At 73.2% G+C, this 19,560-nt stretch carries 24 protein-coding genes; 13 read left to right on the forward strand and 11 right to left on the reverse strand.

Annotated features, from left to right (window positions below; genetic code table 11):
- The first annotated feature begins 186 nt into the window (after positions 1 to 186).
- Positions 187 to 933 carry an SDR family oxidoreductase gene (locus tag MICAU_RS15710; RefSeq protein ID WP_013286312.1) on the forward strand — a complete coding sequence of 249 codons (747 nt, stop codon included), beginning with the start codon at positions 187 to 189 and terminating at the stop codon, positions 931 to 933.
- Here the strand turns inward: MICAU_RS15710 and MICAU_RS15715 are convergent.
- On the reverse strand, positions 913 to 1,506 hold the full coding sequence (locus tag MICAU_RS15715; protein ID WP_013286313.1) for a TetR/AcrR family transcriptional regulator: 594 nt from the start codon (positions 1,504 to 1,506) through the stop codon (positions 913 to 915). The two genes, MICAU_RS15710 and MICAU_RS15715, sit on opposite strands and share 21 nt — an antisense overlap.
- A gap of 128 nt (positions 1,507 to 1,634) precedes the next feature.
- Here MICAU_RS15715 and MICAU_RS15720 point away from each other — a divergent pair, with 128 nt between their 5' ends.
- Positions 1,635 to 2,807: a macrolide family glycosyltransferase gene (locus MICAU_RS15720; RefSeq protein WP_420063441.1), complete on the forward strand. Its 1,173-nt coding sequence runs from the start codon at positions 1,635 to 1,637 to the stop codon at positions 2,805 to 2,807.
- A gap of 43 nt (positions 2,808 to 2,850) precedes the next feature.
- On the opposite strand, the gene MICAU_RS15725 is transcribed toward MICAU_RS15720, so the two are convergent.
- Entirely contained in the window at positions 2,851 to 3,387 is a 537-nt protein-coding gene (locus tag MICAU_RS15725) for a DUF1062 domain-containing protein (RefSeq protein ID WP_244879607.1), read from the reverse strand.
- Between the two features lie 333 nt (positions 3,388 to 3,720).
- Between MICAU_RS15725 and MICAU_RS15730 the strand changes: the two genes are divergently transcribed.
- A complete protein-coding gene (locus MICAU_RS15730; protein WP_013286316.1) occupies positions 3,721 to 4,338 on the forward strand; it encodes an acyl-CoA-like ligand-binding transcription factor in 618 nt (205 codons plus the stop codon).
- Between the two features lie 62 nt (positions 4,339 to 4,400).
- Positions 4,401 to 5,972: an MDR family MFS transporter gene (locus MICAU_RS15735; protein WP_013286317.1), complete on the forward strand. Its 1,572-nt coding sequence runs from the start codon at positions 4,401 to 4,403 to the stop codon at positions 5,970 to 5,972.
- A 66-nt stretch (positions 5,973 to 6,038) separates the two neighbouring features.
- Here the strand turns inward: MICAU_RS15735 and MICAU_RS15740 are convergent, their stop codons facing one another.
- The 3 genes from MICAU_RS15740 to MICAU_RS15750 all read right to left on the reverse strand — a co-directional run bounded on the left by MICAU_RS15740 (position 6,039) and on the right by MICAU_RS15750 (position 8,864).
- On the reverse strand, positions 6,039 to 6,347 hold the full coding sequence (locus MICAU_RS15740) for a hypothetical protein (RefSeq protein WP_013286318.1): 309 nt from the start codon (positions 6,345 to 6,347) through the stop codon (positions 6,039 to 6,041).
- 143 nt (positions 6,348 to 6,490) lie between these two features.
- Entirely contained in the window at positions 6,491 to 7,309 is an 819-nt protein-coding gene (locus MICAU_RS15745) for a TIGR04222 domain-containing membrane protein (protein WP_013286319.1), read from the reverse strand.
- A gap of 13 nt (positions 7,310 to 7,322) precedes the next feature.
- The gene (locus tag MICAU_RS15750) at positions 7,323 to 8,864 is read right to left on the reverse strand and encodes an ArnT family glycosyltransferase (RefSeq protein WP_013286320.1); all 1,542 of its coding nucleotides are present in this window, start codon (positions 8,862 to 8,864) and stop codon (positions 7,323 to 7,325) included.
- A 108-nt stretch (positions 8,865 to 8,972) separates the two neighbouring features.
- Between MICAU_RS15750 and MICAU_RS15755 the strand changes: the two genes are divergently transcribed.
- From MICAU_RS15755 to MICAU_RS15780, 6 genes are all read left to right on the forward strand, one after another.
- The gene (locus tag MICAU_RS15755; protein WP_013286321.1) at positions 8,973 to 9,461 is read left to right on the forward strand and encodes a GNAT family N-acetyltransferase; all 489 of its coding nucleotides are present in this window, start codon (positions 8,973 to 8,975) and stop codon (positions 9,459 to 9,461) included.
- A 67-nt stretch (positions 9,462 to 9,528) separates the two neighbouring features.
- Positions 9,529 to 10,083 (forward strand): isochorismatase family protein, encoded by a 555-nt coding sequence (locus MICAU_RS15760; protein WP_013286322.1) that lies wholly within the window; start codon positions 9,529 to 9,531, stop codon positions 10,081 to 10,083.
- Positions 10,084 to 10,215: 132 nt separating this feature from the next.
- Positions 10,216 to 10,743, forward strand: coding sequence for a DUF2087 domain-containing protein (locus MICAU_RS15765; RefSeq protein WP_013286323.1), 528 nt, complete (start codon positions 10,216 to 10,218; stop codon positions 10,741 to 10,743).
- Positions 10,740 to 11,249: a GNAT family N-acetyltransferase gene (locus MICAU_RS15770; RefSeq protein ID WP_240322369.1), complete on the forward strand. Its 510-nt coding sequence runs from the start codon at positions 10,740 to 10,742 to the stop codon at positions 11,247 to 11,249. Before MICAU_RS15765 ends, MICAU_RS15770 begins: the two co-directional genes overlap by 4 nt.
- 74 nt (positions 11,250 to 11,323) lie before the next feature.
- Positions 11,324 to 11,758, forward strand: coding sequence for an Hsp20/alpha crystallin family protein (locus MICAU_RS15775; protein ID WP_013286325.1), 435 nt, complete (start codon positions 11,324 to 11,326; stop codon positions 11,756 to 11,758).
- A 112-nt stretch (positions 11,759 to 11,870) separates the two neighbouring features.
- Positions 11,871 to 12,860, forward strand: a complete 990-nt coding sequence (locus tag MICAU_RS15780) for a tyrosine-type recombinase/integrase (protein WP_013286326.1) — start codon at positions 11,871 to 11,873, stop codon at positions 12,858 to 12,860.
- 55 nt (positions 12,861 to 12,915) lie between these two features.
- Here the strand turns inward: MICAU_RS15780 and MICAU_RS15785 are convergent, their stop codons facing one another.
- Positions 12,916 to 13,287: a VOC family protein gene (locus MICAU_RS15785; protein WP_013286327.1), complete on the reverse strand. Its 372-nt coding sequence runs from the start codon at positions 13,285 to 13,287 to the stop codon at positions 12,916 to 12,918.
- Positions 13,288 to 13,386: 99 nt separating this feature from the next.
- Here MICAU_RS15785 and MICAU_RS15790 point away from each other — a divergent pair, with 99 nt between their 5' ends.
- Positions 13,387 to 13,845: an Rv0361 family membrane protein gene (locus MICAU_RS15790; RefSeq protein ID WP_013286328.1), complete on the forward strand. Its 459-nt coding sequence runs from the start codon at positions 13,387 to 13,389 to the stop codon at positions 13,843 to 13,845.
- 3 nt (positions 13,846 to 13,848) lie between these two features.
- Here the strand turns inward: MICAU_RS15790 and MICAU_RS15795 are convergent, their stop codons facing one another.
- The 3 genes from MICAU_RS15795 to MICAU_RS15805 form a co-directional block, all read right to left on the reverse strand.
- Positions 13,849 to 14,535, reverse strand: a complete 687-nt coding sequence (locus tag MICAU_RS15795) for a thymidine kinase (RefSeq protein ID WP_369830071.1) — start codon at positions 14,533 to 14,535, stop codon at positions 13,849 to 13,851.
- A 94-nt stretch (positions 14,536 to 14,629) separates the two neighbouring features.
- Positions 14,630 to 16,027, reverse strand: a complete 1,398-nt coding sequence (locus MICAU_RS15800; protein ID WP_013286330.1) for an MFS transporter — start codon at positions 16,025 to 16,027, stop codon at positions 14,630 to 14,632.
- 20 nt (positions 16,028 to 16,047) lie between these two features.
- The gene (locus MICAU_RS15805) at positions 16,048 to 16,815 is read right to left on the reverse strand and encodes a glycerophosphodiester phosphodiesterase family protein (protein ID WP_013286331.1); all 768 of its coding nucleotides are present in this window, start codon (positions 16,813 to 16,815) and stop codon (positions 16,048 to 16,050) included.
- Positions 16,816 to 16,903: 88 nt separating this feature from the next.
- Between MICAU_RS15805 and MICAU_RS15810 the strand changes: the two genes are divergently transcribed.
- Together MICAU_RS15810 and MICAU_RS15815 are read left to right on the forward strand one after the other, a co-directional pair.
- Positions 16,904 to 17,353, forward strand: coding sequence for a helix-turn-helix domain-containing protein (locus tag MICAU_RS15810; protein WP_013286332.1), 450 nt, complete (start codon positions 16,904 to 16,906; stop codon positions 17,351 to 17,353).
- A complete protein-coding gene (locus MICAU_RS15815; RefSeq protein ID WP_013286333.1) occupies positions 17,346 to 17,714 on the forward strand; it encodes a DUF4180 domain-containing protein in 369 nt (122 codons plus the stop codon). The genes MICAU_RS15810 and MICAU_RS15815 overlap by 8 nt, the downstream gene beginning before the upstream one ends.
- A 154-nt stretch (positions 17,715 to 17,868) precedes the next feature.
- Here MICAU_RS15815 and MICAU_RS15820 read toward each other — a convergent pair whose 3' ends face one another.
- Together MICAU_RS15820 and MICAU_RS15825 are read right to left on the reverse strand one after the other, a co-directional pair.
- Positions 17,869 to 18,519, reverse strand: coding sequence for a flavodoxin family protein (locus MICAU_RS15820; protein WP_013286334.1), 651 nt, complete (start codon positions 18,517 to 18,519; stop codon positions 17,869 to 17,871).
- Between the two features lie 64 nt (positions 18,520 to 18,583).
- On the reverse strand, positions 18,584 to 19,354 hold the full coding sequence (locus MICAU_RS15825) for a lysophospholipid acyltransferase family protein (protein WP_013286335.1): 771 nt from the start codon (positions 19,352 to 19,354) through the stop codon (positions 18,584 to 18,586).
- Between the last annotated feature and the right edge of the window lie 206 nt (positions 19,355 to 19,560).

A 19,560-nucleotide genomic window follows, 5' to 3' on the forward strand; every position in this document is an offset into this window, starting at 1 on the left:
CGAGGGCTTCGCCGACGCTAATTGCCGGATTACCGGTAACACCAATTGCCTAATACGAACGGTCAAAAAGGACGAATAGGTGGTGCACCATAATGACAGTTATGTGCGCGCACGCGATGCGGGAGCGCCTCGGCCCGTCTCGCCGACTACGGTGAGGCGGACGCATCCGAGAGGAGGCCGATGGCGATGCGGATCGCGGTTGCGGGAGCGACGGGCCGGATCGGGGCACTGACCGTCGCCGCGTTGGAGCGGCAGGGCCACGACGTCGTGCGCATCAGCCGCTCTCTGGGCGTGGATCTGACGACGGGCACCGGGCTGGACGAGGCGCTCGCCGGCGTGGAGGCGGTCGTCGACACGACGAACGTGGCGGCAGGCGATCGCTCCGAGACGGTGGCGTACCTCGGCGGCCTCACGCGCAACCTGCTGGCGGCCGAGCGGCGCGCCGGCGTACGGCACCACGTGCTGCTGTCGATCGTCGGCATCCACCGGGTCGACGACAACGCCCACTACGCGGGCAAGCGGGAACAGGAGCGACTGGTCGCAGGCGGGCCGGTGCCGTGGACGATCGTCCCGGCCACCCAGTTCCACGACTTCGCCGCCATGGTCACCGGCTGGACCGAACGCGACGGCGTCGCCACCGTCGCACCGCTGCTGGTGCAGCCGATCGCACCCCGGGACGTCGCCGACATCCTCGCCGAGGTCGCCGTCGGCGAACCGCAGGGACACCACGCAGACATCGCCGGACCCGCGACGGAGGATCTCGTCGACATGGCCCGGCGCACCCACGAGGCGCGGGGCCGCCGGATCCGGCTTGTTCCGACGTGGTCGGGCGTGTTCGGCACCTCGATGTCCGGCAACGTGCTGCTGCCGGGCGACGGCGTACGCATCGCGCCGACCAGCTTCGACGACTGGCTAGCCGCGGGTGCTCGTTGACGGGGTGACGGCGGCGACGACCAGGTCGACGATGCCGTCGGCGTAGTCGTCGGTCAGTGGGCCGTTGCGCAGCAGCCAGCGGTGGTAGAGCGGGCCGAACAGCAGCTCCACCACCTGGTCCAGGGGAGCGTCGGGGCGTACCTGGCCGGCCTCGCGGGCGGCCTCCAGGCGTACGCGGACGGCGTTCAGCTGGGGGCGGAGCAGCCGGTCGCGCGCCTGGTCGGCCAGCTCCTCGTCGGCGAGAGTCTCGATGGTGACGGCACGGGTGGTCGCGGACAGCCGCGGATCGGCGAACTCGGCGACAGTGGCCCGGAGCACCTCACGCAGATCGGCCCGCAGGTCACCGGTGTCGGGCAGGGCGATGACCTCCGGCATGTCGTCGGCGAGCGCGTCCAGGATGACCGCGCCCTTGCCGCGCCACCAGCGGTAGATGGTCTGCTTGCCGACTCCGGCACGGGCGGCGATCGCCTCGACGGTCAGGGCCGGATAGCCGGTCTCGGCCAGCAGCTCCAGCGCGGCGGCGAGGATCGCGCGGCGGGACTGCTCGTTGCGGCGGGTGGGCTGCGGAGTCACAGCGACAGCCTACAGCGAGACGAGACGTACCGTCTTGACGGGCGCGGTCACCTCGTGCTTTTCTGTGGCAAGCGAGACGGGACGTCTCGTCTCAGTGGAGATCAGGAGATCACTTGCCGCACATCGCCATGGTCAGCATTCCGTTCCACGGCCACGTCAACCCGAGCCTGGAGATCATCAGTACCCTCGTGCGGCGCGGCCACCGGGTCACCTACGCCAACGATCCCGCCTTCGCCGAGGTCGTCCGGGCCACCGGCGCGGAGCTGAAGCCGTACGCCTCGACGCTGCCCGCCGACGGCGGCGCCGGCATCGACGACCCGATCGCACAGCTCACGCTCTTCCTCGACGACGCCGTCGCCATGCTGCCGCAGCTACGGACCGCCTACGCCGACGACCGGCCGGACCTGTTCCTCTACGACATCGCCGGCGCGCCGGCGCGGCTACTCGGCGAGCAGTGGGGGATTCCGGCCGTCCAGCTGTCCTCGACGTTCGTCGCCTGGGACGGCTACGAGCAGGAGATGGCGCCCGCCGTGGAGGCGATGCGGGCAGATCCGCGCGGCGCCGACTACTACCAGCGGTTCACGGCGTGGCTGACCGCTGAGGGTTCGTCGGTCACCGACAGCATGGCGTTCCAGGGGCGGCCGGTGCGCAGCCTCGTCCTGCCGCCGGAGGCGCTCCAGCCGAACGCCGACCGCGTGGACCGGTCGGTCTACAGCTTCGTCGGCCCGGTCCTGGGCGACCGCTCCGACCAGGGCTCCTGGGTACGACCGGAGCGCGCAGACAAGGTGCTGCTCGTCTCGCTCGGCTCCGCCTTCACCCGGCAGCCCGAGTTCTACCGCCGCTGCGTCGCCGCGTTCGGTGACCTGCCCGGCTGGCACACGGTTCTCCAGATCGGCAAGCACGTCGATCCCGCCGAGCTCGGCCCCGTTCCGGACAGCGTCGAGGTGCACCGGTGGGTGCCGCAGCTGGCCGTACTGGAGCAGGCGGATGCCTTCGTCACCCATGCCGGCATGGGCGGCAGCAGCGAAGGTCTCTACTGCGGGACGCCGATGATCGCCGTACCGCAGGCGGCCGACCAGTTCGCGAACGCCGAGCAGCTGGCATCCCTCGGCGTCGCCCGGGTCGTCGACTCGGCCACCGTCACCGCCGCGGAGCTGCGCGAGACGCTGCTCGCCCTCACCGCGGACCCCGCCGTGGTGGCGCGTAGTGCCGAGCTGAAGCGGCAGGCCCGCGCCGCCGGCGGCGCCGACCGGGCCGCCGATCTGATCGAGGCCGAACTCGCCACGGCGAGCGGCGGGTGATGCGTGGTCGCGGCGGCCGGGTGCCGCCGCGACCACGCCCCGGTCAGTCCTCCGCCAGCACGGTGAAGGTGAAGGCGGTGCTCGTCGGACGCTTCAGCGGGATGTCGCACTTGACCCGGCGCAGCACCTCGGACCGGGTGAGGCCGAACCGGCGAGCGATGAGCCGGTCCGGGCGTACCGGCACCGGATCATCGAAGGTGACGTCCACCTGGACCGGCCACCGGTCCAGCGGCACCGTGGGCGCGTCCAGCGTCCACGCGTCCGTCCAGTCCAGGGTGAAGCGGCAGCGCCGGGCGAACGCCGGATCCAGCAGTGTGGCCGCCACCAGGGCGGGATCGTTGACGTGGTGGCCGTGCAGCTCGGCGGGATCGAACGAGCTGACGGTCGCCCGCTCCCGGACGGTGAGCTTGACGGTGCGGTCGCAGGACACGCACCGGACGAGCAGCCACACGTCCAGCAGCTTGCCGTTGGCGTTGACGCGGAACCGGCCCTTGGCGGCGGTGGCCGACTCCGCCCGGCAGACGGCGCAGCGCAGCGACAGCAGCGGAAGGCGGGTCCGGCGTACGACCCAGGGCAGCACGATATGCGGTTGGGATGACATGGAGACCTGATCTCTGAAGACCTGACGCGAGGCCGATCACGCGCGGCCTCGGACGCTGTGGCCGGGCGCGCGAGGGCAGCCCGGGGAGCCGGCGCGCAACGGCCGGCTACAGGCGTGGGGAACGTGTCAGGTTCTAGAGAGCAGGAGGGGTCACGCGGAGTCGTCCTTCTTCGCTGCGACAGGAGTGCGGGAAACGTACGGGACGTCCGGAACCGCTCTCAACCCGTTTTCCGGCGCCGGTGCGGTGCGGCGCCCGTCACTTCACTCACTAAAAGTTTGCACTGTCTGCAAGATCGCTCGTAGTGTCGTCGCGTGACCCCGGATCAGAGCCGCCCCGGCCTGCGTGACCGCAAGAAGCGCCAGACCCGCGCCGCCCTCAGCGCCGCCGCGCTGCGCCTGGTCGCCGAACGCGGCCTGGACCAGGTGACGGTGGAGGAGATCAGCGAGGCCGCCGACGTGTCGGCCCGCACCTTCTTCAACTACTTCCCCAGCAAGGACGAGGCGCTGCTCGGCGACCAGCCGACCGACCGCGAGGTGCTTGCCGCCCGCATCGTCGACGCCCCGCCGGAGCTGTCCGCGTTCGACGCGCTGCGGCTGGCCTTCGACGACGTGGTCGAGGCCGTCGAGGCCGACCGCGAGGTGTGGCTGCTGCGCCTGCGGGTGATCGCGGCGAACCCGTCGCTTCTTCCGCGGCTGATCAGCGGCAACGCCGAGACCGAGCAGGTGATCGTCGCGGCGGTGGCCGCCCGGCTGGGCGTCGACCCGTGCCACGGCCACCCGACGCTCGTCACCACTGTCGCCGGCGCGGTCTTCCGCACGGCCCTCATGCAGTGGGTCGAGCGACCCGACACGACGACGCTGCGCGAACTGACCGCCGAGGCGTTCGCCGCCGTCGCCGCCGGCCTGCCCGATCCGTACGCCTCGGCCTGAGCCGTTCCTACCGGCCGCCGCCGTCGCGCGGCCGCTCGCCCGTGCACACGACAAGGAGTTCGATGACCACCGCCACTGTTCCGCCCGCAGAGACGGGTACGCGGATGTCACGCCGGGAGGTCCTCCAGGCGTTGTCCGGCCTGATGGTCGGCATGTTCGTGGCGATCCTCGCCTCGACGGTGGTGGCGAACGCGCTGCCCCGGATCATCGCCGACCTCGACGGCAGCCAGACCGTCTACACCTGGATCGTCACCAGCGAGCTTCTCGCGATGACCGCGACGGTGCCGCTGTGGGGCAAGATGGCCGACCTCTACAGCAAGAAGCTGCTCATCCAGATGTCCCTCGGCCTGTTCGTGGCCGGTTCGCTCGTCGCCGGGTTCACCCCGAACGTCGAGGTGCTGCTGCTCAGCCGGGTCATCCAGGGCATCGGCGCGGGCGGCATGACAGCGCTCGCCACGATCGTCATGGCGGCCATGATCCCGCCGCGTGAGCTGGGCCGGTACGCCGGCATCTTCGGCGCCGTGTTCGGTGTCGGCACCATCGCCGGTCCGCTGATCGGCGGTGTCCTGGTCGACACGTCCTGGCTCGGCTGGCGCTGGTGCTTCCTGATCGGGGTGCCGTTCAGCCTGCTGTCCATCGCCCTGCTGCAGAAGACGCTGCACCTGCCGGTGGTGCGCCGCAAGGTCCGCATCGACTGGCTCGGCGCCCTCCTGATCACCTCGGGCGTGTCCACGCTGCTGATCTGGTCGTCGCTGGCGGGCAACAAGTTCGACTGGGCGTCCGGCTGGACCGCGCTGCTGGTCGGCGGCGGGCTGGCGCTGCTCGCGCTCGCCGTGTTCGTCGAGTCCCGCACCGAGGAGCCGATCATCCCGCTCGGCATCTTCCGCAACCGCACCGTCAGTCTCACCACGATCGCGAGCATCCTCGTGGGCGTGGCGATGTTCGGCGGCACCGTGTTCCTGTCGCAGTACTTCCAGACCTCGCTGGGCAAGTCGCCGACCGCGGCCGGCCTGATGAGCCTGCCGATGGTTCTCGGCCTGCTGGTCTCCTCGACGGTGGCGGGTCAGCTGATCACCAAGTACGGCCGCTGGAAGATGTTCCTGGTCGCCGGCGCCGCGGTGATGACGGTCGGCATGCTGCTGCTGAGCACCATCGACGCGAACACCAGCGTGCCGGTGCTGTCGGTGTACATGGCGGTGCTGGGTGTCGGCGTGGGCATGCTCCTGCAGAACCTGGTGCTGGCCGCGCAGAACGACGTACCGGCCGCCGAACTCGGCGCGGCCACCTCGGTGCTGACGTTCTTCCGCAGCATGGGCGGCGCGGTCGGCGTCAGCGCGCTCGGCGCGGTCCTGGCGAACCGGGTGACCTCGCTGACCGTGGAGCGGCTGGGGCCGATCGCGGCCGGCGGCGGTTCGGCCGAGGTGCCGGACCTGTCCGCCCTGCCGGAGCCGGTGCTGCGGATCGTGCAGGACGTCTACGGCATCGCCACGTCGGAGATGTTCCTCATCGGCGCGCCGTTCGCGCTGCTCGCCCTGATCGTCGTGCTGTTCATCAAGGAGAAGCCGCTGAACACGCTCAGCGGCGACGAGCGCCGGGCCCGCGAGGAGGCGGCTGCCGCCGCCGGCATGCACTGACCGCGTCCGGTCGAGCGTGAAGGGCCGCCCCCGGGAACACCGGGGGCGGCCCTTCCTCGCGTACGGTCAGCGTTCGGTGCGGTCGTTGATCTCCGTGCCGGACTCGCCGGGCATGGCGCCGATCGACTCCTCGGCGGCCCGGCCGCCGGTGCTCTCGTCGCCCTGCTTCAGCGAGCTGCGGGGCAGCCCGGCCAGGTGGGCCGGGTCCTCGATCGGCTGGGGCGGCCACTGGTCCTGCGTGCCGTCGGTCACCCCGGCGCGGCGCAGCGCCTCGACCAGTTGGTCCGGCGACAGGCGGTCGACCTCCTGTATCCCGGCCCCGCGCGCAATCGCCTGCAGTGTCTTCAGGTCTTCGCTCACGAATGTCTCGGCCATGCCCGAGCCTTCCCGGCGCTCAAGACAAGGAAACCCGGTCGGCGCCCCGGCCTGCCTGCCCTCCGTCGATCATGAAGTTGTGCCGGGCAAACCGGACGCGGAACGCCGTCAACCTCATGATCGACCCGAAATGAGAGGTCTGGTCAGCGGCGGGCGGGTTTGCGGTCGGGGCGCGGACGGTCCCGTTCCGGGTCGACGCCCACCTGTACGGCGAACGCCGGGTCCACGGCGAGCAGCGGCCGGGGGCCGAACAGGGCCATCCCGGTCAGCAGCGTGTCGGTGTCCCGGCCCTGCCAGACCGGGCGGCGCTCCGGGTCCAGGTCGGCGTGCTCGCGGCGCAGCCGCCGCAGCAACCGGCGGGCGGCGGCGCCGGTCTCCGGCACCTCGGTCAGCCACCAGCCACCCAGCGCGGTGGCCAGGCAGCACAGCAGCAGCCCGGCGACCGAGGCCGGACCGCCCGCCGAGCGCCCCTCGACCGCGCTGTCCACCAGCCGGGTCAGTCCGACCGCGGCGACCGCGAACAGCGGCACCGTGCCCAGCGCGATCCGCCGCCGCTGCCCGGGGGTGAGCAGCCAGCCGTCGCGGACCAGCCGCCCGACCGTACGGCGCAGCGCCCGGCCCACTGCGGGATCGGCGAGCACCGCCGCCCAGGTCTGCGGGCGGCGCAGCGCGGTGTGCAGGGCGCGCACCAGCGCGGGCGAACCGGCCGGGGGCGGCCCCTGCGCGTGCAGGGTGGCGAGTTCGCCGACGTCGACCCCGCCCGCGCGGCGCAGCGCGGCCACCCCGACCTGACAGGCCAGCAGCGCCCGGTCGGTCAGGTACGCCAGCTCGACCCGGTCGGGTGTCGCACCGCGGGTACGGCGGCCGGTCAGTTCGCGTACCGCCACGGCGATCACGACTGCCACGGCGACCGCGCCGAGGTAGTCGAGGAGGAAGATCGGCCCGCTGACTCCCCAGAGCATGGCGGCAAGTATCTCAGGAGCCGTGGCGTACCTCGGTGTCCCAGATCTGTGACCACGGACGCCGCAGGCCCCGGGCGAGGAAGATCGGCTCGCCGTTCTCGTCGTTGTCGACGTCGGCCCGCTGGTCGACCCGGCCCACCTCGGTGACCTCGGTGAACCAGGCACGCAGCGGCTCCGGCCGGGACCAGCCGACGACGATCACCACGTCGGCGTCGTCGGGCGGCCGGCCGAACGTGGCCATGCTGTTGTGCCCGGAGTACGCGCGGGGCAGGCCCCGGGCCGGACCGTACCGGGCCAGCGCCCCGGCCTCGCCGTAGTTACCGGTCAGCACCACGGCCCGGTCGCGCTCGGCCGGCGGCAGCGCGCGGTGCACGGCGGCCACCGAGTCGGCGAACTCGGGCCAGCCGATGGTCTCGCCCGCGTCGTAGTTGACAGCGACCACGAACCCGGGCAGCCGGTCGGCCGGCAGCGTCGGCAGCAGCAGCACCGCGCTGCTCGCCGCCATCAGCACGGCGGCTGTGACCAGCAGCGCCTGCCGGCCCCGGGCCGCGCCCCGCCGCGCCCACGCGACGACCGGCACCACCCCGGCGGCGGTGAGCACCAGCAGCAGCGGCGCGTCGTAGTAGCCCTTGCCACCGGCCACCACCACGATCGCGACCACCACCAGCCACGCCCAGGCCAGCGACCGGTACGCCGCCCAGGACGGCCGGCGCAGCAGCGCCACCAGCCCGGCTACCCACACCGGGACCGCGAACGGGCTGATGATCAGGAACTGGAGCACCACCGCGTCGATCCGGCCGCTGTAGGAGCTGTCGCCCTCGGCGATCGACGCGGCGACGTCGAGCTGCGGGAAGCCGTGCGCGGCCTGCCACACCGCGTACGGCACGGCGAGCAGCGCGGCGATTCCCGCGCCGGCGAGCACCCACCGGTCCCGCAGCAGCCGGCGCGGCCCGGCGATCAGCAGACCGGCGACCAGGCCCACGCCGAGCAGCGCGGGCAGCGGCTTGTTGAGCAGGCCGACGCCGAGCGCGAGCCCGGCGCCGAGCGCCCACCGGGTGTCGCCGGTGCGCAGCATCCGCACCACGCACAGCGCGGCGGCCAGCCACACCAGCAGGTCGACGCTCGTGGTGCTGAGCAGGTGGCCGCCGGCCAGCACGATGCCCGAGGCGGCGGCGAGCACCGCCGCGGCCGTCTGGGCGACGCGGCCGGCGCCGAACTGCCGGGCGATCGAGGCGACCAGGACCACCGCCGCGCCGCCGATGAACGCCGACGGGGTACGCAGCACCACCAGGTTGCCCGGCGCGATCGTGTCGGCCAGCCGCGCCAGCGCCGGCACGAGAGGCCCCTGGTCGACGTAGCCCCAGTCGAGGTGCCGGCCGCACAGCAGGAAGTACAGCTCGTCGCGGTGGTAGCCGTAGCGGCCGGCCAGCGACAGCAGCACGGCGGTGAGGGCCGCGCCCACCACCAGGGGCGCGGCGGTACGCGGACCGGCGGGCGGCGGGCCACCGGGTGCGGCGGCCTCGCTCCGATCGATGTCGGCGACTGATTCGGCCACCCGTCCATGATGGCCCCGGCGGGTGGTCCGCCGATGCCCCGCCGCCCTCGGCCGGGTGGACGGAAACCGGTGGCCGGACGGCCGGGGCGGCGGCTAGCGTGCGCGCCGATGCTGATTCGTGACTACACCGACGCCGACTGGGCCCAGGTCCGGCCGATCCTCGCCGACGTCATCACCGCCGCCGACACGTTCCCGTACGACCCGCGGTGGCCGCCGGAGACGGTGCGCGAGGTGTGGGTGGAGCGCCCGCCGGGGCGTACCTCGGTCGCGGTGGACCGCGACGGCGCGGTGCGCGGCACCGCGAAGATGGGCCCGAACCGGCCCGGGCCGGGGTCGCACGTGGCGACGGCGAGTTTCATGGTCGCGGCGGACGCCCGCGGCCGGGGTGTGGGCCGGGCGCTGTGCGAGGAGGCCCTGGACTGGGCCCGGCGGCAGGGTTTCGCCGCGATGCAGTTCAACGCCGTGGTGGAGACCAACACGGCGGCGGTGGAACTGTACCGGCGGCTCGGCTTCACGGTGATCGGCACCGTGCCGGAGGCGTTCGCGCACCCGGAGCGGGGACGGGTCGGGCTGCACGTGATGCACCGGCGGCTGTGAGCGCGGCCCGGGAGTGTCGGGGGCCGGGGCTAGGTTGACCGGGACCGTCACCACCCGAGGAGTCGCCATGACCACGCTCACCGGCCGTCCGCACACCGCGTTGCTCGTCGTCGACGTGCAGAACGGTGTGGTGGGCGGCGCCCACGACCGTGACCGCGTGGTCGCCACCATCGCCGGTCTGGTCGACCGGGCCCGCGACGCCGCCGTCCCGGTGGTGTGGGTGCAGCACCGCAGCGACGACCTGCCGCCCGACAGTGAGCAGTGGCGGATCGTGCCGGAGCTGTCGCGCCGCGACGACGAGCCGCTGGTGCACAAGGCGTACGGCGACTCCTTCGAGGACACCGACCTGGAGCCGGTGCTCGCCGCCGCCGGGGTGGGCCGGCTGGTCGTGACCGGCGCGCAGACCGACGCGTGCATCAGGTCGACGCTGCACGGGGCGTTCACCCGTGGCTACGACGCCACGCTCGTCGCCGACGCGCACACCACCGAGGACCTGTCCGCCTACGGCGCGCCGCCGCCCGCGCAGGTGATCGCCCACACCAACCTCTACTGGAGTTTCCAGACCGCTCCGGGGCGCACCGCCGGCACCGTCGAGGCCGCCGAGGTGGACTTCGCGGCCTGACCTGCCGGGACGCACCGGTCGCGCCGGTCGGTGTCGGGGACCGGCCGGGCCGCCGTCCGCCGTGGCGACCCGGGGAGCGGCGGCCGGAAAACGCCTCGCCGGATCCGGCGGGTTGCTGACAGGCTGCCCGCCATGACCGCTCAAGCCCTCGCCGGGGCGCTCGCCGACGAGCGCCGCCGGACCGTGTTCGCCGCGATCGTGCTCGGCGCCCGGGACGTGCCGGCCGTGGTGGCCCGTACCGGCCTGCCCGCCCGCGACGCCGCAGTGGCCGTCCGCCGTCTCACCGACGCCGGGGTGCTCACCGACGACGGGGACGGGCTGCGGGTCGACGCCGGGCGGCTGCGCGAGTTCGCGCGGGCCGGTGCGGCATCCCCGGCGGCGCCGGCCGCGAACCCGCGCGAGACGATCCTGCGCACGTTCCTGCGCGACGGCGCGCTGACCCGGCTGCCCGCGCAGCGGGGGCGCCGCCGCGTGCTGCTGGAGCACATCACCGAACGCACCTTCGAACCCGGGCGGCGCTACCCGGAACGGGAGGTGGACGACGCGCTGCGCCGCTGGTGCGAGGGCGGCGACGCGGACCACGTGACGCTGCGCCGCTACCTGATCGACGACATGCTGCTCACCCGCGAGCAGGGCGTCTACTGGCGGACCGGCCCGTGACGGGCTGGAGCACGCAGGTCGTGCGCCCGGACGGGCCGGACGCGGCGCTGATGCTGCGCGAGTACATGGCGGAGATGGTGCGCCGCTGGTACGGCCGTCCGGAGCGGCCCGGCGAGGTGGACGCCGCGCTGGCCGAGGACCCGAGCGACGACCTGGCCCCTCCCACCGGGCTGCTGGTGCTCGCCCGCCACGAGGGGCGGCTCGCCGGGTGCGCCGGGCTGAGGTGGCAGCCGGACTGGGCCGAGCTGACCCGGGTGTACGTGCGCCCGGAGCACCGGGGCGCCGGGGGCGGGGCGGCGCTGATCGCCGCGATCGAGGCGTACGCGACCGGCGGCGGGGCGACGCGGATCCGGCTGGACACCCGCTCCGACCTGGTCGAGGCGCGTGCCCTGTACGCCCGGCACGGCTACCGGGAGATCCCCGCGTTCACCAGCGGCCCGTACGCGCAGCACTGGTTCGAGAAGGCGCTCGCGGGACGAGTTGACGACGCGGCGCAGGCGCGCTAAAACAGAACCAGGAACTTGAGTCACCCGGACTCAACTTGAGACCTTGGGTCAGGAGAACCGAGGAGGCAAGAGTCATGTTGATGCGTACCGACCCGTTCCGCGAGATCGACCGGATCGCCGAGCAGTTCTTCGGCACCACCGCCCGGCCCGCCGTGATGCACCTCGACGCGTACCGCGACGGTGACCACTTCTACGCGGCGTTCGACCTGCCCGGCGTGGACCCGGACAGCATCGACTGCACCGTCGAGCGCAACGTGCTGACCGTCCGCGCCGAGCGCCGCCGTCCCACCGGCGAGAACGTGGAGCTGGTCGCTGCCGAGCGTCCGATGGGCACGTTCACCCGGCAGCTGTTCCTGGGCGACACGCTCGACACCGACCGGCTGGAGGCCGGCTACGACAACGGCGTGCTGACGCTGCGCATCCCGATCGCCGAGCGCGCCAAGCCGCGCCGGATCACTGTGAGCACGCCCGCCGAGAGCAACGGCCACCGTCAGCTCACCACCGCCTGAGCACGTCACGCCCGAAGCGGGGGAGGCCGGAGCGCCGGCCGACCCCCTTCGGCGTACCGGCGGTCAGCGCGCCCCGTCGCCAAACACCCCGCCGGCTGAGAACCTTTCTCACATGCTTCGCCCCGAGGTGCTGCCCCGCGCCCGCCCCGCCGCCCTGCCCGCCGGTCCGGCCGACGTCACCGAGGCGTGGCTGCGCAACCGGCGGCTGTCCGAGCACACCCGCGACGCGTACCGCCGCGACGTCACCGGATGGCTGACCTGGTGCGCCGAACAGGCAGTCGACCCGCTGCGGGCCACCTTCCTCGACGTCAACACCTACGGCCGGGAACTGGAGTCCACACCCCGCGGCCGCGCCGGCCGTCCGCTCACCCCGGCCACCGTCGCGCGGCGGCTGTCCGCGCTGTCGAGCTGGTACGACTTCCTGGTCAAGCTGGGCGCGGTGCCCGCCAACCCGGTGTCGGCGGCGGACCGGCCGCGCGTCGACCGGGACCACTCCGCCACCGTCGGCCTGACCCCCGACGAGGTCGACGCGCTGATCGCCGCCGCCGAGGCCGACACCGGCCCGGCCGCCGCCCGCAACCGGGCCGCCGTCGCGCTGCTTGCCGACCTGGGGCTGCGGGTGGGGGAACTGGTCGCGCTGGACGTGTCCGACCTGGGCACGGAACGCGGTCACCGCAGCATCCGCTTCGTCGGCAAGGGCGGCAAGGTACGCCGGCGCGCGCTCACCCCGGGCACCGCGTACGCGGTCGACGCCTACCTGGCCGTACGGGCCGCCGCGCAGGGTGTCACGGTGCCGGAGCTGACCGGTCCGCTGCTGGTCACCGCCACCGGCGGCCGGTTGGACCGGCACGCCGTGTTCCGGCTGGTGCGCCGCCTCGCGCAGCGGGCCGGGATCGCCGCGTGGGCGAAGTTGTCGCCGCACTCGCTGCGTCACGCGTTCGCCACCACGGCCCGCTCCGAGGGGGTGCCGCTGGAGGACGTGCAGGACGCGATGGGGCACGCCGATCCGCGTACCACCCGCCGCTACGACCGGGACCGGCACAACCTGGACCGAGATCCGGCGTACGCGATCTGGGCGGCGCGGGCCCGCCGCCGCGGCTGATCGCCACCAGCCGCGCAGCGGGCCGCGGAGCACTGCGGCCCGCTGCGCCGACCGGTCAGCCCTGGGGGCGGGGGCAGAGGCAGAACGGCTGCCCGATCGGGTCGAGCAGCACGGTCCACCGCTCGCCGCCGGGCTGGAACTCGGGCCGGGTCGCGCCGGCCGCCACCAGGTCCTTCTCCGCGACCGCCACGTCGTCGACGTAGAGGTCCAGGTGGTAACGCTTGTCGCCGCTCTCGTCCGGCCACGCCGGCGGCGTGTAGCCGGGCACCAGGCCGAACCCGATCGCCGGGCCGTCCTTGACGATCATGGCGTACTCGGCCTCGCTGTGGGTTATCTCCCATCCCAGCGCCTTGGCGTAGAAGGCGGCGTGCGCGGCCGGGTCGGAGCTGTCGATACTGATCATGGCGATGTCGGCATGAGCTGTCATGCGGACAGTCTGCCGCCGATGCCCGCCGTTTGCTGTCCGGTACGAGCGCGCGTCGCAACCGGCTGCGCGTCACCGTCCGGTTGCCTACCGTCGACAGTGATGGGCAGGCAGCGGGAGTGGCACCACACGGCCCGGCGTCGCCGCCCGCTACGCGCGGGCGTGCTGATCGCCGGTCTCGGCGTGGGCACCTGCCTGATCGGGGTGGCCGGGCTGGCGGCGTGGAACGCGCAGGTGGTGTTCCAGGCCGACGGGCCGGTGCGGGAGACCGCCGACGGGTTCTTCCGCGACGTCGCGGCCGGTGACACCGACGCGGCGTACGAGCGGCTGTGCGCCGAGGCCCGGGGCAGGTGGAGCAAGTCGGGCTTCGGCAGTTGGGTTCGGACGCCTCCGCAGGTCAGCGGCTACGAGATCGTCGACGTGTCGGTGGCGACCCGATCGGGCCGGCCGCGCGGCACGGTGCTCGTGCGGATCAACCGGGACGGCGGCGGCAGCGAGGAGCGGGAGCTGCCTGTGGTGCCGGAGGGCGGCGGCTGGCGGGTGTGCGGAGACCCGTTCTGACGCTCAGCCGCGCGGGCCGAGGTCCCCGGAGCGGTAGTGGCGCCGGCACAGCACCTGATAGCGCACGTCGGCGGTGTCCACGGTGTCGCCGATGACGACCTGCGCGCCCTCGCGGACCACCCGGCCGCCGACCACGCGGGCGTTGAGCAGCCCTTCCCGGCCGCACCAGCACAGCACCTCGACCTGGATGCGGGCCACCTCGTCGGCCAGTTCGAACAGCCGCTGCGCCGCGGGGAACAGGCAGGAGCGGAAGTCGGTCGCCAGGCCGAAGGCGTAGACGTCGACGTCGAACCGGTCGACCAGCTCGGCCATCTGCTCGATGTGTTCGAGGTTGTAGAACGAGGCCTCGTCGCAGATCAGGTAGTCCACGCGTACCCCCTCGGCCCACGCGTCGCGGACCAGGACGCGCAGGTCGAGGTCGTCGGTGACCTCGACGGCCTCGTGGGCCAGGCCGATGCGGGTGGTGACCTGCGGGCCCAGCGAGCGGTCGATGCGGGTGGTGACCAGGCCGCGGCGGCCCTGCCGGGCGTGGTTGTGGTTCATCTGCAACGCCATGGTGGACTTGCCGCAGTCCATCGGCCCCCAGAAGAACTTGAGCGCGGCGGCGTGCAGCGGCCGGCCGTCGACGCCGCGGGCGGCGGCGCAGCCGGCGGCCCGGTCGTCGCCGGGCCCCGGCAGGGGGCGGGCCAGGCAGGTGGGGGCGGCGTCGTCGGTCACGTCGGGGCAGCCTAGTCCATCGACGCCGCCTGATCAGGCCCCCGATGATCCACGGGGGCGCGGCGGGTCAGAGCACCCGGGGCGGGGTGTTCCCGGCGGCGATGATGGCCCGGCGCATCGGCACGGCGGCCAGCAGCGCGAAGCCGACCACGAAGAAGATCAGCAGCGACACCAGGCCCACCCGGTACGACGAGGTCAGCTGGAAGACCAGGCCGAACGCCAGCGGGCCGAGCCAGCTGGTGCCCTTGTCGCTGATCTCGTAGAAGCCGTAGTACTCGCCCTCCTTGCCGGCCGGGATGAGCTGGCTGAACAGCGACCGGCTCAGCGCCTGGCTGCCGCCGAGCACCAGGCCGATGCAGCCGCCGAGGATCATGAACGGCACGGGCGCCTCGGCCGGCAGCCGGAACGCGGCGATGATCACACCGGTCCAGAGCACCAGCGACAGCAGCACGGTCTTCCAGGCACCGATGCGTTTGGCGAGCGCGCCGAGGGCGAGCGCGCCGCCGAAGGCGAGGAACTGCACCAGCAGGATCGTCACGATCAGCGTGCTCTGCTCCAGCCGCAGTTCCTCGGTGCCGTACTGGCTGGCGAGGGTGATGACGGTCTGGATGCCGTCGTTGAAGACCAGGAACGCGAGCAGGAAGTACAGCGTCAGCGGGTACGTCTTGATCTCCCGCAGGGTGCGCCCGAGCTGCCGGAACCCGTCGGTGAGCACGTTGACGCCGCTGCCGCCCCGGCGGGCCGCCTCGGTCGGGTGTTCCCGCAGCCAGCGCAGCGGCACCAGGGTGAACGCGGCCCACCACACGCCTGCGGAAACGATCGACCAGCGGGCCAGGTCCAGCGTGCGCTGGGCGTTGCCCTCCTCGCTGAGCATGGTGACCGCGACCAGGTTCAGCGCGAGCAGCAGGCCGCCGCCGAGGTAGCCGATGGCCCAGCCGCGGCTGGAGATGCCGTCGCGCTCGTCGGGACCGCCGAGTTGCGGCAGGAACGAGTTGTAGACGACCACGGCGGCGCCGAAGGAGATGTTCGCGATCAGGAACAGCGCGCCGCCGAGCAGGTAGCGCTCGCCGGTGACGAACGCGAACGCGATTGTCGCGCCGGCGCCGGTGAACGCCGCGGCGGCGAGCAGCCGCTTCTTGTGCGCCGACCGGTCGGCGATCGCGCCGATCACCGGCAGCACGAACACGGTGAGGAAGACCGACAGCGAGATCAGGTACGGGTAGAACGATCCGGCGGCGACCTTGATGCCCAGCGGGTACACCGCGCCGTCGCAGCTGTCCGCGCCCAGCTCGCAACCGGCGGCGAGTTCGGTGACCGTGGTGAGGAACGGCCCGAGGAAGACCGTGATGACTGTGGTCTGGAACGCGGAGTTCGCCCAGTCGTAGAAGTACCAGCCGGTGCGCTCGCGGCGGGTGCTGCCCGGTCCGGCGGGGTCGGCGACGGCGGGGGTGACCGTATCGGCCATCGGGGGTCGTCCTCGGGGGCTCAGGCGGCCCAGTGGCCGCGACTGCGATAGACGTCACGGAGCACGCTGACGTGATCGGTCATGATGCCATCCACACCAAGATCAAGTAAGTGGTGCATCTGGGCGGGATCGTCGATCGTCCAGACGTGCACCTGCAACCCGATCCGGTGGCAGTACGCGAGGAACCGCCGGTCGGCCACCGGCACCCGCCCGAAGGCGACGGGCACCTGCGCGGCCACCACCGACGGGGGCAGCCGTAGCGGCCGTCCGTGCAGCGAGGCCAGCCGCAGCCGGGCCACGCCGCGCATGCCGAGGCTGGTGGCGACCTTCGGCCCGGCCAGCGCCCGCAGCCGGGCCAGCCGGGCGTCGCTGAACGAGGCGAGCAGCACCCGCCCGCCCGCGCGGACCCGGGTGACCGTGGCGACGGTGGGCGTCACGCCGCCGTCGGACTTCACGTCGATGTTGAACCGCACCTGCGGCCAGGCGCCGAGCACCTCGTCCAGGCGGGGCACCAGGGCGGCGCCGCCGACGCGTACCGAGGCCAGGTCGGCCCAGCGCAGATCCGCGATGCGACCCGGCTCGCCGGTGACCCGGCGCAGCGTCGGGTCGTGGAAGACCACCGGTACGCCGTCGGCGGTGGCGTGCACGTCGGTCTCCACGTACCGGTAGCCCAGGGCGACGGCACGGGCGAACGCGGCGGCGGTGTTCTCGTCGCCGTCGGCCGCGCCGCCGCGGTGGGCGAACGCCAGCGGCGCGGGCGCGTCGAGGTAGCCGTGACGGGGCTGCACGCGGGCAGTATGCCCGGCCCGGGTGGCGCAGACATGGCCGGGCGGTGAAATTACCTATCGTTCCCCATCATCGCTAAGATAGGGTGCGATGAGTAACGACATGTACTCGGTGGAGCAGGTCGCTGACCTGCTCGGCCTGCACGTGCGCACCGTGCGCGGCTACATCCGCTCCGGGCGGCTGCGGGCCACGCGGATCGGCAAGCAGTACCGGATCACCCGCGCGGACCTGGACGCGCTGACCGGCCGGCCGGCGCCGCCCTCGGTGCCGGCGGCGGAGGTGTCGAGCGTCGTGCGGCTCGACGGCGTCGACCGGGCCGCCGTCGACCGGCTCGCCACGCTGGTGCTGGCCGGTGTGAACACCCACCACGACCCGGACCGTCCGCTGCGCGTGCAGACGGTCCACGACGAGGAGCGGCACCGCATGACCATCATGATCCTGGGCGATCTCACCGCCACCGCCGACCTGCTGCGCCTGCTCGACGGGGTGCTCGACGGCGGCAACGGCCTGCTCGGCGGCGGGGAGCACAGCCGTGGCTGACCTGATGCAGGAGCGCGCCGGCGAGCAGGTGCTGGTCTGCGACCCGGACGGCCCGCCGATCGCCACCGAGCGCGACGCGCTGGACCTGATCGGCGCGGCGTTCCTCGGCGCGACTGTGGTCGCGGTGCCGGCCGAGCGGCTCGACCCCGACTTCTTCACGCTCGGCACCCGCTTCGCCGGCGACGTGATGCAGAAGTTCGTCAACTACCGGCTGCGCCTGGCGATCGTCGGTGACATCTCCGCCCACCTGGAGCGCAGCGACGCGTTGCGCGCGCTGGTGGCCGAGTCGAACCGGCACGACCAGGTGTGGTTCGTCCCGGACCTGGCCGCACTCGACGACCGGCTGCGCACCACCCCCTGACCCACCCTGCCCGCCCCGCCCTCGCCTCGCTGATCTTGCACTTGCGGCCCCTCGTCGGGGGCGTTTGGCCGGGTTTGCCGGGGCACCAATTGCAAGATCGACGGCGGAGTAGCGGGCCGCGGGGTCGGGTCGGGTGCGGGCAGGGGGCGCCGGGTCAGCCGGACTGGCTGCTGGGTTCGGTGCCTGCGCCGCGGGTTCCGGGTGGCGGGTAGGGCCGGTCCGCGAGCAGCCGGGCCAGGTGGGCGCTGTTGAGCGCCAGCGCGGCGGTGGTGCGGCCGGTCGTGTCGGGTTTGGGGCGGGCGTCGACGTAGTCGGTCTTGTGCAGCGCCTCCCCGACCCAGTAGGTGGCCCCGGCGGCCGGGCAGGTGAACCCCACCTCGTTGAGGGCCTGCTGCACCTCGGCGATGGTGTGGTGCGCGCCGTCCTCGTTGCCGACCACGGCCACCCCGCCGACCTTGCCGTAGGTGCGCAGGCGGCCCTGGTCGTCGGTCTCGGACAGCTCGGCGTCCAACCGTTCGAGGACCATCTTGGTCACCGACGAGGGCTGACCGAGCCAGATCGGCGTGGCGATGATCAGGATCTGGGCGGCGAGCAGCTTGGCGCGGATGCCGGGCCAGCCGTCGCCGTCGCCCTCGTCGACGGAGACCCCGAAGCGCACGTCGTGGTCGACCACCCGGACGATCTCGCCGTCGACACCCTGCTCGGCCAGCGCGTCGAGCACCTCCTGACCGAGCACCTGTGAACTGGACGTCGCCGGGGAGCGCTTCAGGGTGCAGTTGAGAACGAGTGCTCGGACAGCGGTCATGACCAGGTCCTCTCCACCTGAAGGGGCGCGAGGACTTGATACCCGCCACCGGCGCCGGGATGCCTCAGCCGGCGCGGTGGCGACGGTGGGCGCGGGCGGTGTCGACCGGCCGGCCCGGGTCGACGTGGCGCGGCCGGTCCGGCTCGTCGGGGCGCAGCGGCACCAGGTCGTCGGTGATCGCGTCGATGATCCGGTCGGTGGCCTGCCGGGCCGCGCCGGGGGAGCCCGACCGCAGGTCGTCCAGCGGCACCGGGGCGCCGAAGTGCACCCGGATGGCGGGCCGGCGGACGATCGCCCGGGCTGTCGCACGCAGCATGCCCTTGGGCGCCCGGTAGGGGAGCACCTCGTGCGAGCCCCACTGGGCGACCGGGACCACGGCGGCGCCGCTGGCGAAGGCGAGCCGGGCGGCGCCGGTCTTGCCCCGCTCGGGCCACATGCCCGGGTCGAGCCCGATGCGTCCCTCCGGGTAGACCACCACCACCGAGCCGCCGGCCACGGCCTCGGCGGCGACCTCCAGTGACCGGTGCACCGCGGAGGTGCCCCGGTCGACGCGGATGTGCCCGGCGCGGCGCATCAGCGACCCGATCACCGGGGCCCGGAACAGACCGCCGGTGGCCATGATCCGGGGCGCGACGCGCCGGACCCGGCAGGCGGCGGCGAGCACCACCGGGTCGAACGGGCTGATGTGGTTGGCGGCCAGGACCAGCGGGCCGTGGCGCAGCGCGTCGGGCACGTCGCCGGTGACCTCCAGCCGGCCGACCAGCCCGACGACGGCGCGGGCGAGCGTCTGCGCGCTCCGCCACAGCAGCGGCGCGCGCCAGGGGGTGCTGTTCATCAGTGCTGGATGTTCCCACGCGCGGGCACAGCGGGGGGAGCCGGTGGGGGTCCTCCGGCGAGGAGGATCCCGGGACCGCAGGTCCTCCGGCAAGGTGATCAGGGTCATTGGTCCCGGGCCGGGTGGGGCCCTGCGGCCCTGCTGCTTTCGCTACGACGCCGAGTAGTATCTACTACGTCTCGTAGTATGCGCAGCTGGGGGTTTCA

The sequence above is a fragment of the Micromonospora aurantiaca ATCC 27029 genome (assembly GCF_000145235.1).
Taxonomy (GTDB): domain Bacteria; phylum Actinomycetota; class Actinomycetes; order Mycobacteriales; family Micromonosporaceae; genus Micromonospora; species Micromonospora aurantiaca.